At 49.1% G+C, this 16,124-nt stretch carries 17 protein-coding genes; 7 read left to right on the top strand and 10 right to left on the bottom strand.

The genetic code is table 11. The features are described 5' to 3' along the window. Positions 1-57: 57 nt before the first annotated feature. From ACQ66Q_RS11570 to rph, 3 genes are all read right to left on the bottom strand, one after another. Positions 58-432, bottom strand: coding sequence for a diacylglycerol kinase (locus ACQ66Q_RS11570; RefSeq protein WP_430456953.1), 375 nt, complete (start codon positions 430-432; stop codon positions 58-60). Positions 433-559: 127 nt separating this feature from the next. Continuing rightward, positions 560-1,201, bottom strand: coding sequence for an orotate phosphoribosyltransferase (pyrE, locus tag ACQ66Q_RS11565; protein ID WP_430456952.1), 642 nt, complete (start codon positions 1,199-1,201; stop codon positions 560-562). 24 nt (positions 1,202-1,225) lie between these two features. Further along, the gene (gene rph, locus ACQ66Q_RS11560; protein WP_430456951.1) at positions 1,226-1,939 is read right to left on the bottom strand and encodes a ribonuclease PH; all 714 of its coding nucleotides are present in this window, start codon (positions 1,937-1,939) and stop codon (positions 1,226-1,228) included. 147 nt (positions 1,940-2,086) lie between these two features. On the opposite strand from rph, the gene ACQ66Q_RS11555 reads away from it, so the two are divergent. After that, positions 2,087-2,947 carry a YicC/YloC family endoribonuclease gene (locus ACQ66Q_RS11555; RefSeq protein WP_430456950.1) on the top strand — a complete coding sequence of 287 codons (861 nt, stop codon included), beginning with the start codon at positions 2,087-2,089 and terminating at the stop codon, positions 2,945-2,947. Positions 2,948-3,087: 140 nt separating this feature from the next. Here ACQ66Q_RS11555 and ACQ66Q_RS11550 read toward each other — a convergent pair whose 3' ends face one another. Beyond that, positions 3,088-4,209: a Fic family protein gene (locus ACQ66Q_RS11550; RefSeq protein ID WP_430456949.1), complete on the bottom strand. Its 1,122-nt coding sequence runs from the start codon at positions 4,207-4,209 to the stop codon at positions 3,088-3,090. Positions 4,210-4,429: 220 nt separating this feature from the next. On the opposite strand from ACQ66Q_RS11550, the gene ACQ66Q_RS11545 reads away from it, so the two are divergent. Then, positions 4,430-4,717, top strand: a complete 288-nt coding sequence (locus ACQ66Q_RS11545) for a type II toxin-antitoxin system Phd/YefM family antitoxin (RefSeq protein ID WP_430456948.1) — start codon at positions 4,430-4,432, stop codon at positions 4,715-4,717. Further along, positions 4,718-5,017, top strand: a complete 300-nt coding sequence (locus ACQ66Q_RS11540; protein ID WP_430456947.1) for a type II toxin-antitoxin system RelE/ParE family toxin — start codon at positions 4,718-4,720, stop codon at positions 5,015-5,017. A gap of 321 nt (positions 5,018-5,338) precedes the next feature. Here the strand turns inward: ACQ66Q_RS11540 and ACQ66Q_RS11535 are convergent, their stop codons facing one another. The 6 genes from ACQ66Q_RS11535 to ACQ66Q_RS11510 all read right to left on the bottom strand — a co-directional run bounded on the left by ACQ66Q_RS11535 (position 5,339) and on the right by ACQ66Q_RS11510 (position 13,067). Then, positions 5,339-6,136 (bottom strand): GIY-YIG nuclease family protein, encoded by a 798-nt coding sequence (locus ACQ66Q_RS11535; RefSeq protein WP_430456946.1) that lies wholly within the window; start codon positions 6,134-6,136, stop codon positions 5,339-5,341. Positions 6,137-6,223: 87 nt separating this feature from the next. After that, positions 6,224-6,784, bottom strand: a complete 561-nt coding sequence (locus tag ACQ66Q_RS11530; RefSeq protein WP_430456945.1) for a hypothetical protein — start codon at positions 6,782-6,784, stop codon at positions 6,224-6,226. Positions 6,785-6,881: 97 nt separating this feature from the next. After that, positions 6,882-7,448 carry a hypothetical protein gene (locus ACQ66Q_RS11525; protein WP_430456944.1) on the bottom strand — a complete coding sequence of 189 codons (567 nt, stop codon included), beginning with the start codon at positions 7,446-7,448 and terminating at the stop codon, positions 6,882-6,884. 474 nt (positions 7,449-7,922) lie between these two features. After that, positions 7,923-10,748 carry an ATP-binding protein gene (locus tag ACQ66Q_RS11520; protein ID WP_430456943.1) on the bottom strand — a complete coding sequence of 942 codons (2,826 nt, stop codon included), beginning with the start codon at positions 10,746-10,748 and terminating at the stop codon, positions 7,923-7,925. Then, positions 10,745-12,016 (bottom strand): ABC transporter substrate-binding protein, encoded by a 1,272-nt coding sequence (locus tag ACQ66Q_RS11515; protein ID WP_430456942.1) that lies wholly within the window; start codon positions 12,014-12,016, stop codon positions 10,745-10,747. The genes ACQ66Q_RS11520 and ACQ66Q_RS11515 overlap by 4 nt, the downstream gene beginning before the upstream one ends. A gap of 481 nt (positions 12,017-12,497) precedes the next feature. Beyond that, positions 12,498-13,067: a hypothetical protein gene (locus ACQ66Q_RS11510; protein WP_430456941.1), complete on the bottom strand. Its 570-nt coding sequence runs from the start codon at positions 13,065-13,067 to the stop codon at positions 12,498-12,500. A gap of 186 nt (positions 13,068-13,253) precedes the next feature. Between ACQ66Q_RS11510 and ACQ66Q_RS11505 the strand changes: the two genes are divergently transcribed. From ACQ66Q_RS11505 to ACQ66Q_RS11490, 4 genes are all read left to right on the top strand, one after another. Further along, complete coding sequence (locus tag ACQ66Q_RS11505; RefSeq protein ID WP_430456940.1) at positions 13,254-14,126, top strand: WYL domain-containing protein; 873 nt, start codon at positions 13,254-13,256, stop codon at positions 14,124-14,126. A gap of 105 nt (positions 14,127-14,231) precedes the next feature. Further along, positions 14,232-14,687, top strand: coding sequence for a hypothetical protein (locus ACQ66Q_RS11500; RefSeq protein WP_430456939.1), 456 nt, complete (start codon positions 14,232-14,234; stop codon positions 14,685-14,687). Continuing rightward, entirely contained in the window at positions 14,671-15,336 is a 666-nt protein-coding gene (locus ACQ66Q_RS11495) for a hypothetical protein (RefSeq protein ID WP_430456938.1), read from the top strand. Before ACQ66Q_RS11500 ends, ACQ66Q_RS11495 begins: the two co-directional genes overlap by 17 nt. Before the next feature lie 478 nt (positions 15,337-15,814). Then, positions 15,815-16,117, top strand: coding sequence for a hypothetical protein (locus ACQ66Q_RS11490; RefSeq protein WP_430456937.1), 303 nt, complete (start codon positions 15,815-15,817; stop codon positions 16,115-16,117). Positions 16,118-16,124: the final 7 nt, after the last annotated feature.

Below are 16,124 nucleotides of genomic sequence, written 5' to 3'. Positions count from 1 at the left end.
GATAGAACTACCTTAGCACAGCCTGGTCCGGCGCGGTAAAACCAATGCCGCGGCGTTTTATTGCAGCAATTGCCAGATCGCCGCGCCCCATACCAGCGCAACAATAGTCAGGCTTAAGGTGACAGCAGCAGAGCCCATGTCTTTGGCGCGGCCGGATAATTCGTGGCGTTCCAGACTGACACGGTCGGTCAGTGCTTCAATCGCCGAATTCAGCAGTTCTACAATCAACACCAACAACAACACGCCAACCAGCAAAGCCCAGTGGCCGACCGATTCAGCCAGCACAAAAGACAATGGAAACATCAGTATCGCCAGCAGTGCTTCCTGGCGGAACGCCGCTTCAAAATGCCAGGCGGCGACAAAACCTTTGCGTGAACATTCAGTTGCTTTCAGAATGCGGCCAAAACCGCTGCCGTTTGGTTTGTTGATCAACACAGACTCCGCTTTAAAACAATCAGGCCAGCAGCGCTGGCCTGTTCAGATGACAGAACGTCTTTAGTTATCGCAGCTTAAACTTAACAATTCCTGAAGACAAATCTGTCCGGTTTACAGGCCAAACTCAAACGCCAAACTCAGCCCGGTAAGCTTTGACTGCATCGAGATGCGCCGCCAATTCTGGCTTGCCTTCGAGGTATTGGATTAAGTCTTTCAGACCAATAATCGACACCACTTTGGTGCCAAAATCACGTACCACTTCCTGAATCGCCGACAGTTCGCCTTTGCCGCGTTCCTGCCGATCCAATGCGATCAGCACGCCCGCCAGTTCCGCGCCCTGCACCTGAATGATTTCCATCGATTCGCGGATCGCAGTGCCTGCCGTGATCACATCGTCGACCAGCATAATGCGGCCTTGTAATGGTGAACCGACCAGACTACCGCCTTCGCCGTGCGTTTTGGCTTCTTTGCGGTTAAAGCAATACGGTACGTCCTGGCCATGATGTTCAGCCAGCGCGACTGCGGTAGTCGTTGCGATCGGAATACCTTTGTAGGCCGGGCCAAACAGCACGTCGAATGCAATGCCAGCATCCATCAGCGCTGCCGCATAAAAGCGGCCCAGTTTCGCCAGATCGCCGCCGGTATTAAACAAACCGGCGTTAAAGAAATACGGGCTGGTACGGCCGGATTTCAGCGTAAATGAACCAAATTTCAGCACCTGACGCGACAGGGCAAATTCAATAAATTCTTGTTGAAAAGCTTTCATCGGAAGACCTTTTAGACGGATTCGTTATGCCAATACACGTTTTTGTTCGTCGACGATTTCGCGGATAGCGTCTTTCGCCAGCGCCAGCATCGCCTGCATTTCTTCGAAGCTAAATGGCTCAGCTTCGGCAGTGCCCTGAATTTCAATCAGTTTGCCGGTTTCGGTCATGACCACGTTCATGTCGGTTTCAGCGGCTGAATCTTCAACATATTCGAGGTCGGCGACTGGCTCGCCTTTGTAGATACCAACAGACACCGCAGCAACCATATATTTCAATGGGTTAGTTTTGATCATGCCTTTGGCGCGCATAAAACTCAGTGCGTCACATAAAGCCACACATGCGCCGGTGATAGCTGCAGTGCGGGTGCCGCCGTCGGCCTGGATCACGTCACAGTCAAAGGTGATGGTGTTTTCACCGAGTAATTTTAAATCCACCGCTGCGCGCAGAGCGCGACCGATTAAACGTTGGATCTCCATGGTGCGGCCGGCTTGTTTGCCACGTGCGGCTTCACGGTCGTTGCGGGTATGGGTTGAACGCGGCAGCATGCCGTATTCCGCCGTGATCCAGCCTTTGCCCTGGCCTTTCATAAAACGCGGCACGCCTTCTTCGACAGACGCGGTGCACAACACTTTGGTGTTACCGAATTCGACCAAAACCGAACCTTCGGCGTGGGCAGTAAATTGACGGGTGAAACTGATAGGACGGATCTGACTGGCTGTTCTGCCGCTTGGACGCATGGGAAACCTCGGTGGCCGGTGAATTGGCGAAAAAAGATGGCGGCATTATAGGGCTTTCACCATCATCCTGCCATCTATTCGCCTAAAGGCATTGTTCTGGGTATACTCGGAATTTCCGCTATTCCAGATGTATAAAAGGATAATCGCATGATCCACAGCATGACCGCTTTTGCCCGCCACGAAGTTAAAGCCACCTGGGGCAACGCCGTGTGGGAGATCCGCTCCGTTAACCAAAGATATCTCGAGAGTTATTTTCGGTTACCCGAGCAATTCCGTGGCATGGAAAGCCTGCTGCGCGACAAACTGCGCCAGAGCCTGCAACGCGGCAAAGTGGAAGTGAATTTGCGTTATAACGCGGCGCAGCAAAGCGGCGACTTAAAGATCAACGAAGCCTTTGCCGCTCAGCTGATTAAAGCGGCGCAGGCGTTATCTGCACAGTGCCCACAAGCCCAGCTGAATATCGCCGACATCCTGCGCTGGCCTGGCGTGATGGAAACGCAGGAAGAGGACATGGACTCGGTGCAGGCCGAACTGCTGGCTGGTTTTGACATAGCGATGAAAGATTTCCTCGCCGGTCGCGGCCGCGAAGGCGTGGCGATTGAGCAGCTGATCCGTGACCGTCTTGACCAAATCTCCACCCACGTCGCCAGCTTACGTGTCCACCTGCCGCAAGCGCTGCAATGGCAACGCGACAAAATGCTGACCCGCTTACAGGAAATTAAAGCCGAGATGGACCAAAACCGTCTCGAACAGGAAATGGCCTTTCTGGCACAAAAATCCGACGTCGCCGAAGAACTCGATCGCCTCGACGCCCACATCAAAGAAACCCGCCATCATCTGAAACAAGGCGGCGCCATCGGCCGTCGCCTCGACTTTATGATGCAGGAATTTAATCGCGAATCGAATACGTTGTCGTCAAAAGCGATTTCGACGGAGATCACCAATACCGCGGTGGAATTGAAGGTGTTGATAGAGCAAATGCGGGAGCAAATTCAGAACGTAGAGTGATGTTTCTGGCTGGAAATCAACTGCTTAAATAAAGCATATCTTACTGATTTATATAGTTTTATAACTACCTACATCGTCCGCAGCCATTCAGTAGCAAACAACTGGTTACCACTTTGGTAACCAGTTGTTTTTTGCAGAACCTAAGACTGAACCAGCCGATACCGCGTACTCCTGCCCCCTGCCTCAGTCTTCACTAAGCAGCCCAACTCGACCAACTGGGCCAGGTGGCGGGTCGCGGTTGCCGGACTGACTTTGGCGACTTTACCGTATTGGCTGTTACTGATGCCTTCGCTGAAATCGCCGTCCAATAAGCGGTTCAGCACTTTGACTTGTTCCTTATTCAGCTGGGTTTGGTCCACACGCTGCCAGAATCTGGTTTTTTGCAGCGTTTGTTCGATATCCGCCAGCACCTGGCGCATGCTTGCAGCCAGCGTATCGAGGAACCAGGTTAACCAGGCGGTAATGTCAGTCTCCCCTCGCTGGCTTTGCTCAAGGATATCGTAGTAACTATTTCGACGTTCCAGGATGGTAACTGACATGGCATAAAAGCGGATGGATTGATGCTCTGCCTGCGCCAGCGCGAAGTCGGTCAACAGCCTGGCTAACCGGCCATTGCCATCTTCCATCGGGTGAATAGTGATAAACCAGAAATGCGCGATGCCGGCGCGCAGCAACGGATCTAAATCGCTACTTTCTCTTGAGCGGTTAAACCAGTCGATAAAGCATTGCAGTTCGCGCTCTAACACCTGCCGGGGCGGCGCTTCGAAATGTACCTTAGGCTTGTCTATCCTTCCAGAAACAACCTGCATGGGTTCGTCACCCCGCCGCTGACCACCCTGTACTCGCTGTACCAGTGAACTGTCAGATGGGAACAACCAGGCATGCCATTGCAATAAGCGCTCTAACGTCAATGGCTGCTGCCAGTTGCCAATTGCATCGGTCACCATGGCAGCTAAACCATCGGATTGTACTGTAGTTGCAGTTGGCTGAAGCTCTGCGATACCCAGCTTACGGGCCAAAGACGATCTAACCACGCTGTGATTGAGCTTCTCGCCTTCAATAGCGCTGGACGTGAGAACATTCGCCAGCATGGTATCAAGAGCAGCGTGCTCGTTATCCTGTACACCCATTTTACCCAGCAGCAGCCCTTGCAAAAAATGCAGCTCGCGCAATGTCGGGGACAATGCAGCAAGATCATAACGAAAGGCAGGCGATACCCCTTGCTGACGGCTAGGCCAGTCCGATTGTTGCCAGATCCACATAGACAGGACTCCTGCTGATTGAGGGGAATAACACCATCAATCTAATCAAATGGTGAGCAGATTAACAAATCTATTCATCTCCACAACAACCAGATTACTTACCCGATCACTTGGCACAAAGTGCCCTATTCAAGATTTGACTGGCGGAGCCAATCCCAGAATTTCAAAATAGCACTCATTGACCATACCAGTTAACAGGTGCTATTAATGGCGCCTAACTATGAAGGAGATAATCGTTATGCAAGTAAAATTCTCCGAGGATGTCATTCCTCTGTCAGATCTTAAGATCAACCCTGGCAAGGTGGTTAGCCGGGCGCAAGACACCCACCGCCCTATTCTGCTGACTAGCCGTGGCCGCGGCATCGCTGTTGTGCAAGGGCTCGAAGATTATGAGAGAACTGCAGAGGAGCTACAGTTTGTAAAAGCGGTTGCACAAGGCTTACTGGATGTCCGTGAGGGAAACACGGTATCGCTGGAAGATGCTAAAAAAGTGCTAGGCATAGAGTAAATGAAATTACGTATCGCAAAGTCTGCGGTTGCGGACTTACAGGCTATTCAAGCGTACTACAAAGAACAGGGTGTTCCTCATATCGGCAATGATTTCGTGGCTGCGATCTTACAGCACATCGAGATACTACAGCCCCATCCGGATGCCGGCAGAGTTGTACCTGAATTCAACCAAGATAATATACGCGAATTGATCCATGTGCCATTTCGGCTTGTCTACTTCAGACAGGCTGAGGGGATTGTGCTCATTCGGGTCTGGCGAAGTGAAAGACAGCTTGCGTTACCTGATAGCGAAATATAGATACGCCTAAAAAATTGATTGAGTAGGATCGTATTTTTCATGCGGTGGGTAAGATGGTGGGCACTATTTAAAATGAATCAAACGCTTACATGCAACCAATTGATTATTTACAACATAAACTCACCAAACCAAAAACAGATCCAGAACGTGGAGTGATGGGCATTTTCATACAAACGTGCCCGATCAACGATGTCGGACCGACAAAGTGAGCAAAGCCCTAACTGGTTGTAGGGCTTTGGTTTTTACAGGATGCGGGTTTGCTGCAGCAGACATTCCTGGCAGAAACGGTGCGTCAGTATTGTGCTGGTGCTTTAACCGATCTTAATTGCAGTTGAGCTGTTTGCCGTTGTATGGTCCAGCGTTATACGTGCCTAAAGTTGTTTTCCAACGCGTTTCAGCCGAAAGCGCGTTATCCACCGGAGTGATTTCAAGCACGGTAAACAAAACATTGTTATAGCCATTTTCCAGAATATAAAAATTGAGATGCTTGGCGTCGCCATTGCTGCCTAAATGCCGAATCCAACGTCCGAGCAACCCGCCAGTGCCATATGCTGAACCCACATAACGAGCGGTCCCGTCTGCGGAGCGCTGAAGATAAACACCACTTTGCGAAAGTGCTTTTTTCAGATTGTCATCGTCAGCATCGTGAATAGCCAAGATTTCCTTCCACGTAAATGTACGCCCAAGGATCGTATCATCTGCGGTATCGACGTCTGGCAAACTCAACCCTTCATAACCAGAGTTTCTCGAATACACAGGGTTAGCTTTTGCAGCCGCTAGCGCCGTATCTGAACTCAACACTTCTTTTAACTGCTTGCAGATGATCGAAAAATCCCCTCGAAAATCATGCACATTCCCTCGCGCGTTAAACAGCCCATCAACCTGCTGAAGCAGTATTTTGACCTCATCCGCGATCTGGCTGCCATGATAAACACGGAAAAACTGTCCTTGAGGATTATCCCAAATCTCAATCGCCCTGATCCGTAAATCGTTCGATTTAAACCGTAACGAAGAGAAGCGTTCGAGCTCATCCTCTTTACGAACAGAAAATAATTCAGACAAAAGTGAGTCCGCAAATAATTGTTTTAATTGCATAATCTTTGAATTTGGTAATTCCATTTGTTCAATCTCTGAAAAGTTACTAAGAGTGCAGCATGGCTACTTTGAGCACGCTTGCACATAAAACGCATGCTTTGGTTGTAACGCCTAACCTTGCAACCACTGGAAAAACTCTGCGGGCATCTCCGCTTCCACCACGTCCATCGTGCGGATATCGACAGTCGAGTTACAGCCCAGTAGCGGCACTTCAATCTCGTCGCTTTGCGCTGACCATTCCATCTGCAAAAAGCGTACGTTGTTTTCATCGGTAGCCAACGCAGAAACCCGGCCGTGACCATATAACTTCATGGTTTTACCGAATTTCTCCCGTTTTTTCAGTACAACTAAATCGCCTTTGCAGATACTTTCAAAACGTTCCTGCTGATGAGCACTTTCAGGCCAATCAAAGCGGCAGATGCCTTTTTCTTTCCATTCAATATCGAGACGACCATTAAAGTCTGCAGCCGGGCAAAATCCCATAAACAGAATGTATGCATCGTCCGGTACGGCAACATCCATTGCATCTAACACTTGTTGCGCCGCCGCATCACCTTGTTTGAGTTTCTCCTCAGCGTTGCGTTTCAGTTTGCTGAGCTCGGCGCGCGACATAGTGCCGCTTTGAATACGCGTGATCACTTTGGCGTATTTGGCATTTTCGATTCCTGACATTGACCAATCCCCTGGTTCTAAATTCTATCCAAAAACAGGCTATAGAAAGTCTTTGCCCACAGCCATATTTTTTGCTGAATCAGCAGTTAAACGTTTGTTATTTAATCACTTGCACCCAGTTGGCTGTGGCATAGGTTTTGGCTGCATATGCCTCTGTTTCCGGGCTCATCATCTCTTCACTGATGCCACGTTCACGGCGCTTTTGTTGCCAGGCCGCCTGATATGCAGGCGACATCGGATCTTGCCCACGGCGGCGGATCCGCGCATCTTCGATGCTGTCGTACAGATGGTCATAGCACTCGGGAAATAGCTTCAGATGCAGCGCATCGATGCGCTGTTGCCGCGATGATTTCAGTTCTTTTGCAGCATTGCTTTGCAGCACTGCCAAAACCGTGTTGGTTTTGTCTGCAGCGATGTCCGCGTCAAATAAGTCGGTCAGCGCGGAGCGGACTGCCACTTGTTGCGATCCAGCCGCAGCTACGCCGTCATGGATCCACTGCGCCAACTGGTCATATTCGTTTTCCATGCCGGGGTTTTGCTGACAACCGGTATTGAGCACGTCAGCGTGATAAAGCAGATAACTGATTTCACAAGGTAATAACGCGCTGTCTGTAATGGCTTGTTGCTGGCGCGCTTCAAATTCTCTTAACTTCGTTTTTGACATTCATGCTCCGTGTTTGATGTAACAAATGCCTGTCCTACCCTTGTTCAATAGCAAGGTTCTGACTTTGTAGATCCGAACTAAAAATGCCCGGTATTCGTCCTGTCGCGTCCTGGCGAACCAACATCGGCCGTTTTCCTGCTGCCGGTCCCTGCTGGCACATCCTCGTTCCCTGTGCCGGCAATGCGTCCTGCATTGCTTGTTGTTTCTCCATTCCCTCAGAGCATTTCCCTCGACCATCATGCTAACAGCGTAAATTTTCGCCGCCAGAGCTGTGTTTTTACTCATGTATGATTTGGCTACAGCACTTGCCGGCAACACCCACGGCAGCCGCAGCAATGTTGCCTGACCGGACAGCGGGAATAGCCTAAATTCGGCAGGACTATCAATGAATTACAGAAGGAACAGTGAGATATCTCAGCCACTGGCTAGCGCCTTGCCAAAGCACTTTGATGTATGGTTGTGATAGCCGTCGCTTTAGGCGCTCTCTGCAGCGAATGTTGCTGCTACTGCAGCAAAATCAGCGCTGCATTGCGCAATCAGCTCGAATGCCTTGGCGACTAGCTGCTGGGCGTCAGGATGTTGCGGATCATGCTTTAACAATTTTTCGATAGTGGCAATCTCATTGGAAAAAGCACTTGCGCCCATCATTGCCGATGAGCCTTTTAAAGAATGCAACTCACGGCTGAATGTGACCATATCAGCGGCGGCGGCCAGTGTTTGCAGCCGGTTTGGTAATTCATCCAACTGTTGCATGAAACGAGGCAGAAGTTTCAGATACATACTCTGATTGCCGCCCATGCGCGCAATTGCGTCCTGTAAGCAAATTGCATCTTGTGTGTGAGTTGCCGCACGCTCTTCGCTGCTCATGGCTGGCGATGGGGCGACCTGTGCTACGGTTTGATTGTTGGCAACATCACACTGTCCTGTGTACTGGCAGATGATCTGGATCAGATGCTGCGCATCAAATGGTTTGCCTATGTGATCGTTCATGCCTGCGCGAAGACAAGCGTCGCGGTCTGATGCCATCGCATTGGCTGTCATCGCTATAATGGGCACAGTGCTGAGTTTTAATTCTGCCCGGATCTTTTGCGTGGCAGTGATGCCATCCATAACCGGCATTTGTAAATCCATTAAAATCAAATCGACATGGCTGGATTGTTCAGGCCGTGAATGCTGGATTAAATATTCAATTGCTTCTTGGCCGTTATTTGCCACCGACACTTTCGCACCTTCAGCCTCTAACACTTCCACAGCGATCTGTTGATTAATAATATTATCTTCAGCCAACAATATATGTAAGCCGGTCAATCTCGCAGCTGTATGTTCCTGCGTTTCTAAGCGCTGATTTAATTTATATGTTTCAATCTGACTATCAGATAACCGCGGAATATCAATTGAGAAACTAAACACACTGCCAAAGCCGACCTGACTTTGCAGTGATAAAGTGCCCCCCATCAGCTCGACTAAGTTTTTACTAATGGCCAGGCCTAATCCAGTGCCACCAAAGCGTCGAGTGATATCCCCTTCAGCCTGAGTAAAGCCACTGAATATTTTTTTCTGATGCTCTGGGGCGATACCAATCCCGGAATCTTTAATTGTAAAGGTAATATTAACCCTATCTGCAGTGATTACATTTTGCTGAACAGATATCACTACAGAACCCTGCTCAGTAAATTTAATCGCATTGCCGCCCAAATTAATTAATATTTGCTGCAGCCGTAATGGATCACCGAACAAGTATCGAGGCACATCATTGCCTATATCAAAAAGCAAAACGACTGGTTTAGCACCAATATATGTAGACAAAATATCTGAAATATCCGCAACCAAACTATCCAGATTAAACTCAATTAAGTACAGTTCCATTTTGCCGGCTTCGGCTTTTGATAAATCCAGAATATCGTTCAGGATGCTGAGTAATAACCTGGCCGCAGAAGAGGTTTTGTCGGCATAGTCCGCTTGTTTTGGTTTTAACCCCGTCCTCTTCAACAGCGACAACATCCCCAGGATCGCATTCATTGGCGTGCGTAATTCATGGCTCATATTGGCAAGGAACTGGCTTTTCGCCAGATTGGCCGCTTCTGCTTTTTGCACTGCGAGTTTTAAATCGATTTCACGTTGTTGTAACTTAAAACTGAAATCTTCCGTCTGCGCCAGCAATTGATGGGTACGCACATTGGTTTGGCGGAAAATATCGGCGGCGCTGGCTAACCGGCCTATCTCATCAGACCGTTCTGCTTCTGGAATTTCCGATACATGTTCACCACTGGCCAACTGACTAAAGGTGGTCGTGATTGATTGCAACGGTCTACGAATATTACGACTAATCTGCAGGGCAATGGCGATAGCAAAAATGGTCCCGAGCAGAGAACTCACAACCGCGATCTTTTGTAGATAACTGATTTGCTGATCTGTGGTGACGATTAACTCTTCCAGCCTCGCCAGATACTCAATACGCAGGCTATCAGAGAGCACGCTAATTTCGGCGGTTTCACCGGCCAGTACAACGTTAATCAAAAATGAGTAACTTCGGTCTGCTTGGACTGCTTGGTTAAAAATATTTTTCGCTTGTTCTAGTTTATTTTCAATACGGAGAATAATTTCTTTGTTTTCATTGCCGCCAGGTAGGGATTGAATTGTTTTTAATCTGTCTTGCGCCTCACGAATGCTGGATAAAACCTTACTTTTTACCGACGATTCGTGTTTATTAAAATACCGCGTAGATAAAACACTAAAATTTGTCACATCAGTTTTTATCAACCATAAAGCATCAGCTGCAACTGCTCTACCGTTCTTGTTATTCGAAATAAAAAACTCATTTACCAAACTATCAAGCTCAGTGTAAACACTATCCAGCTGACCATAAATAATTTCGGTGCGCGATTGCTGCTGTGATTGTAAACTTTCAATTTTCTCCTCAAGCCCCACCACCAACGCTAACATTTTATTGATTTGCTCTGGTACAGCTTCGTTATAACCTGCGCTTTCACTAACAATGCTGTTTATTTCAGCAATGATTAACCGATGATGCCCTTTTATTTCATCGATATTATTTAATCTATCTGCGCGACTAAAAGTTAAAATATGCCGTTGCAGATCTGAAATTTCTTTATCGACGGTAGCTATGGCGCGAGCCAAGGTACTGGCCTGTTGATAGGTATCAAAATAATGATGAAACTTTTTCAAGCCAGACAGATGCAATCCTGTCACCACCAATAGGATCAGCATCAATAGAGAAAATCCAACAACAATACTTTGGATAATGCCAAGCTGGATAAATTTTGGAGCGAATTTTGTCATGCCAGTAGAAACTCGTACCAGCGATCTAATGAATATTCATAGTTTTCCATGACACTATTCCACACCCGCACATGACTAAATCGATTGACATAAGAGCCACCGGTTCTGATATCGCCTGCTGGCACTGAAATGCGCCCATCCGTGCCTTTCAGCGCTATCTGAGTCGGTTTACCGTCATACCAATAATCCCATTCATTGGCGGATAACAACGGGCGGGAACGCTCGGGATTGGAGATGTAGTAGCCCTGCCGGGCAATAAAGGCGCCAGCCCAACCACTCAACCACCAATTCATATAGTCATATGCCGCATCTTTCACCGCGCCCTGACACTCACGCGACATACACATCACGCCATGCCAGGCCCGATAGCCTTCTTTTGGCGCGGCATAAGTGACCGGGACCCCTAACCCATTTGCGCTGGAAACGCCTGGTGAAAACATGCTTTGAATGGCAACACGCTTGCTGGTCATAAAGTCGACGGATTGCGGCACTGAGTTCCAAAAACCGGCAAAATGTTTTTGTTTCTTAAATTTCATCAGAATGGCAAACAATTGATCGATTTCCGCAATGGTCATATTGCTGATGTCGGCAAATGTCATCAGCCCGTTCGCTTCTGCAGCGAGGGCTAAATCAAAAATACCAATGGTTGGCGCGTTCACGACAGCGACTTTGCCATGCCATTTGGGGTCGAGTAACCAGCCCCAGCTTTCAGTTTGGTAGGGTACACCTTTTGGGATCACGTCGGTGTTATAGCCAAATGAATCGACATTATGGACATAAGGTAAAAAGCTGATATTGCCGGTGAATTCACTGCCCAGGCTGCCATCGGCTTGGACGTTGAGAATTTTGTATGGCGCGTCTCCCGCACCGATGGGTGCTTCAGGTGTGATACGGCCTTTTTTCGAGATGTCGTTGATTTCTTTCCAATAAGTCAGGCGGTCTGTTTTGATCGGTTGGATGGCATTGGCTTGCCATAAGGTGCGGATACTGTCTGTCCACTGCTCGAATAGGTCAAATTGATGCGGATAGGTTGTCGCTTTTTGTACCAGTTCCGCTTCGCCTTTGGTTTCAAACTCCAAATGGATGCCCAAATCGGCCATGGCTTTTTGTCTTATTTCTTCTTGTAAGGTGACGTGTGTACCTAACACCCGCAAAGTCGTTTTTGTTTTTGCAAACACGTATGGCGCTTTGGCAGCTGCCAAACCTACGCCCGCCAGCGTAAGACTTTGCGTTAAGAATCGACGACGTGTTGAATTAAAACTATCCATAGAAACCAACTACCTGAGCAACCCTGTAGGCCGAGTATAGTTAATGTTTCACCACTTTCCATTGGTCCCAAAGCAGCAGATAATGAAATGAAATCCGTGAATAGTTGTTTAAATACAGCTATTTAATCAACACAACCGCCTTCACCACAGTCCCTGAAGTTTTAACAGAAGCCGCGCAACAGATGACAGCAACAGGCAACTGAACGAATCTCCAATGATTTTGGGTATATACCCTTATTCTTTGAAAACTCGGGGTTGTTGGGCATCCGTGCCCGGTATTCGTCCTGCAACGTCCTGTTGAACCAACATCGGCAGTTTTCCTGCTGCCGGCCCTTACTGGCACATCCTCGTTCCCTGTGCCGGCAATGCGTCCTGCACTGCTTGTTGTTTCTCCATTCCCTCAGAGCATTTTCCTCGACCATCATGCTAACAGCGTTGATTTCCACCGCCAGAGCTGTGTTTTTACTCATGTATTGTTTGGCTACAGCAGCGCATCGCCGGCCAGACTGAAATAGTCTGGCGCGGTGCGGATATGGCAACTGAAGTCGGAATATCTGGCTTGCCATAGTTCGCCACAGCTGTGTCGCAAAGTTTCAGGGATCTTTGCGAGAAAACATGAATCTCGATATGGATATTCCGGGTAGCCAATGAATGCCGTGCTACCACAACTGAGGCAACGCGGTTGTCGCTCCGGTGTTTGCCTGACCCGCAACAACAATTCTGTTGCGGCGATTTGTTGACTGAGTTCAGCGTATTGACGCTTACTTGCCGGCCAAAACTGCAACATAAATCGTGGCCAAATCTGCCCGACCATCTCATGTTGCAGTTGCTCTAACGCCCAAAGCTGCTGGCGCAGCGAGGCAATTGGCGTGCTGAAATCTTCAACTGAAATCAAGCCCTGACAGCAGTCACAAAACCCAAGGCAGCTCGGAATTGCTATGCAAAGCTGACTCGTTTCATCCCAATAAAACATCGGCGGCTTGCGATTCGGCAACGCCATGCTGACATCACAAAGTTCACAGTGCAGATAAACCGACGGACAATTTCCCATACAACACTCCGGCAGGTAACAAAGCCACAGCCTACAAAATGCCAGGGCTCAGTTCAGTACTGGATAAAACCTCATGTCACCTCAGCATGCAGATAGAGCCAGCAGCGCACTGATACAAATTGACCTTATTGCAGGAACAGCTTAGATTCGGCAGGACTATCAATGTATTACAGAAGGAACTGTGAGATGTCTGAGCCTGTGGCGAGCGCCTTGCCTTATAGCTTTGAAGTACTGATGCGCTATCGCCTGATTGAAATCATCGCGCTGTGGGAAGGGCGGCTGACGACTAATCACCTGTGCCAAAGCTTTCAAATCAAGCGCCAGCAAGCCTCCAAAGACATCAATAAATACAATCAGGACATCGCCCCCGGCAACCTGGTGCTGGACCGTAAACTCAAAGGCTACCGCCCTTCTTCGACTTTTAAACCGGTGTTTACCCGAGGCATCGCCGAAGAGTACCTGCTAGCGCTGGCCAGCAATCGCGACATCTCGCACAACTTCAGTACGCTCGATTTAGGCTTTCATCAGACCGAAATGCTGCATTCGCCGATGCGCCATGTCGACCCGCAGATCTTACGGGCATTAGTGCAAGCGGCCCGCACCGGCGAAAAAATTGATATGGGTTATGTATCGATGACATCGCCCGACGAAGAAAGCCGCATCATCACGCCGCACTCGCTGGTGTGCACCCCGCTGCGCTGGCACGTTCGCGCCTACTGCGAGAAAAACCGCGACTACCGCGATTTTGTGTTAAGCCGCTTTCGCTCCATCAATGATACCGGCGGCCCCAGCGCGAACCTGAAAGATCAGGACAGCCGCTGGAATACCGAGGTCAGTATTGTGCTGCGGCCAGATCCGCGCCTGACCGACTACCAACGCGCCATCGTCGAACACGACTACGGCATGGTCGATGGCGCGCATACCGTGCGCACCCGCTCCGCCTTAGTGCCCTATGTGATCCAGCAATTGAACCTCGACCTCAGCAAACTGGAAATCAAACCAGAGGCGCAGCAAATCGTGGTGGATAACTTAGAAGAAGTGAAGAAGCACGCGTTTTAGGGCGATGTGTCTGCTTTGCAGACATGACAAAAACCACAGTATTGGCCGGCAAGCAGCAGCGTTCTAGAATCAACACAAAATGAAACACCCGCCCCGGGAGTTACGATGAAACCTTTGCTGTTAAAAACGCTGCTGAAACCGTTGTTGCCGCTAAGCCTGCTGCTGGTATTGAGCTCGCTGCCAGCTATGGCTGACGGGCAAACCAATAAAAACCAGGCCAGCAAAACCTATGATGCCAAAGGCAAGTTGCTGCAAAAAACCGACGACAAAGGCCGCATCTACGACGCCAAAGGCCAGTACCAGGGCAAAACCACACGCGACGGCAAACACTATAACGCCAAGGGCAAACTCACCGGCAAAACCGTCACATCGCCCACCGGCAGCAAAAGCTATGACGCTAAAGGCAAGTTGCCGCAAAAAACCGACGAGCGCGGCCGCATTTACGACGCCAAAGGCAGCTATAAGGGCAAAGTAAAACCGGTCAGCCCGGTAAAAAGCGAAAAGCGCGATGCCAAAGGCAAGTTGGTTGAAGTGAAGAAGACTGATGATCCAGGCCTTTGATGACATTGCAGTAGCAGCGCAAGCCTGCATCGAAAGCCACTTGCCGCCAGACCCAAAAGCCGCGGCATTGTTTGTCGCGCTGAAAAACTGGCATCTTGCAGCGCTGCACCGGGATCACAACCGGCTGCTGCCAGATTTATATCCATTGCTGCAACAGTTCACCCAGCTCAACGCCCAGCAACAGCAGCAACTGACCAGCCGTTTTGCTTTTAGTTATGCGCTGCGGGCCCGTTCCGAACAGCAACAATTAGCCGATGCTCTTTGCCACGCCGTGCTGTGGCAACGCTACGATGCTTTGTGCAACTGCCTAAAAGCAGGCGATTCGAATGTCCGACTGGACGCTTTATGTTGGGGCTATCGCTTGCGCAGACAACTCCCCTGGCAGCAGGCCGTCCCGGCACTATTGAATAATGTCTGCGACAAGATCTTTGATGTAGATTTGTCGTTAGGGCTGGCTTGGTGGCTGCTAGTCCAAGCCGACCAAGATCCAATTCCCTACATGCAAGCCTTCGCCCCGACGCAGCAACTACTTTGGACACAATACCAAGCAAGGTTAACCGAGCTGATGCCGGGTGTTGGCGTGCATGTGATGGAGCTGGCGAATATGGCGGGGCAGACAAAGTACATGACAAACAAGTTAGGAGATTAGATATGTTTGAGGGACACTCATGCGACCACTGCAGGCTTCATTTTTCGGGTATGTCTCAACATTGCTACCTCAACGAAGCAAATGAGCCCGTGCTTAGTATGAGACCGACGGGCTCACGCCCGCTTTATGAAGAAATAAAACAGCGATTACCTGCGGATTTTTTTAAGCCTGGCGAGTTTTACTTTTTATGGGATGCTTTTTGTATCGACTGTTTTCACATGTCCCAACTCCTCAGTGGCGAACCCCATTGCTGCCTAAAATGCGGCAGCAAAAATGTGAAATCGATCGAACAACTAAAAGATAAGACATGCCCCAAATGTAAGATTGGCGTGATCCGGCAAAACCCGGAAAGTGGGATCTGCTATTGAGTGTTGCCGCAATTAATACCGCACAGCGTTGTTTCACTTCATACTGCCTTCAAGTAACATCTCGCCGTTCAAACCATCTTGAGTTGTTTTTTTGAAGGCCAAGTACCGAAGTGAAACTACTAAACACCTACGAAGACCGCGAAGAAGCAGAAACGGCAGCGCAAAAAATAACTGGTGAAAAACGACTGGCTAGCGAACGTGACAGCACAGTCGTTATTTACAACCTTTTTGGCCAGCCAACCTGGAGTAATTTTTACGCTCTGGGAATGTTTAACTTGGCAGAGCTGAAGCAGATCATCGAAGCTCGTCGGTTAAGCCAGAATTACAACCAGCGCAGGCACCAAGAGATTCTTGGCACCTTGCGCTATGTTGAATCAAGTTTTGAGATCAAAATTCCGAGCCACTGGTTGTAAAAAGCCC

The organism is Rheinheimera sp., from assembly GCF_965283995.1.
In the GTDB taxonomy this organism is placed as follows: domain Bacteria; phylum Pseudomonadota; class Gammaproteobacteria; order Enterobacterales; family Alteromonadaceae; genus Pararheinheimera.
This window is presented reverse-complemented; position numbering and strand designations above follow the sequence as displayed.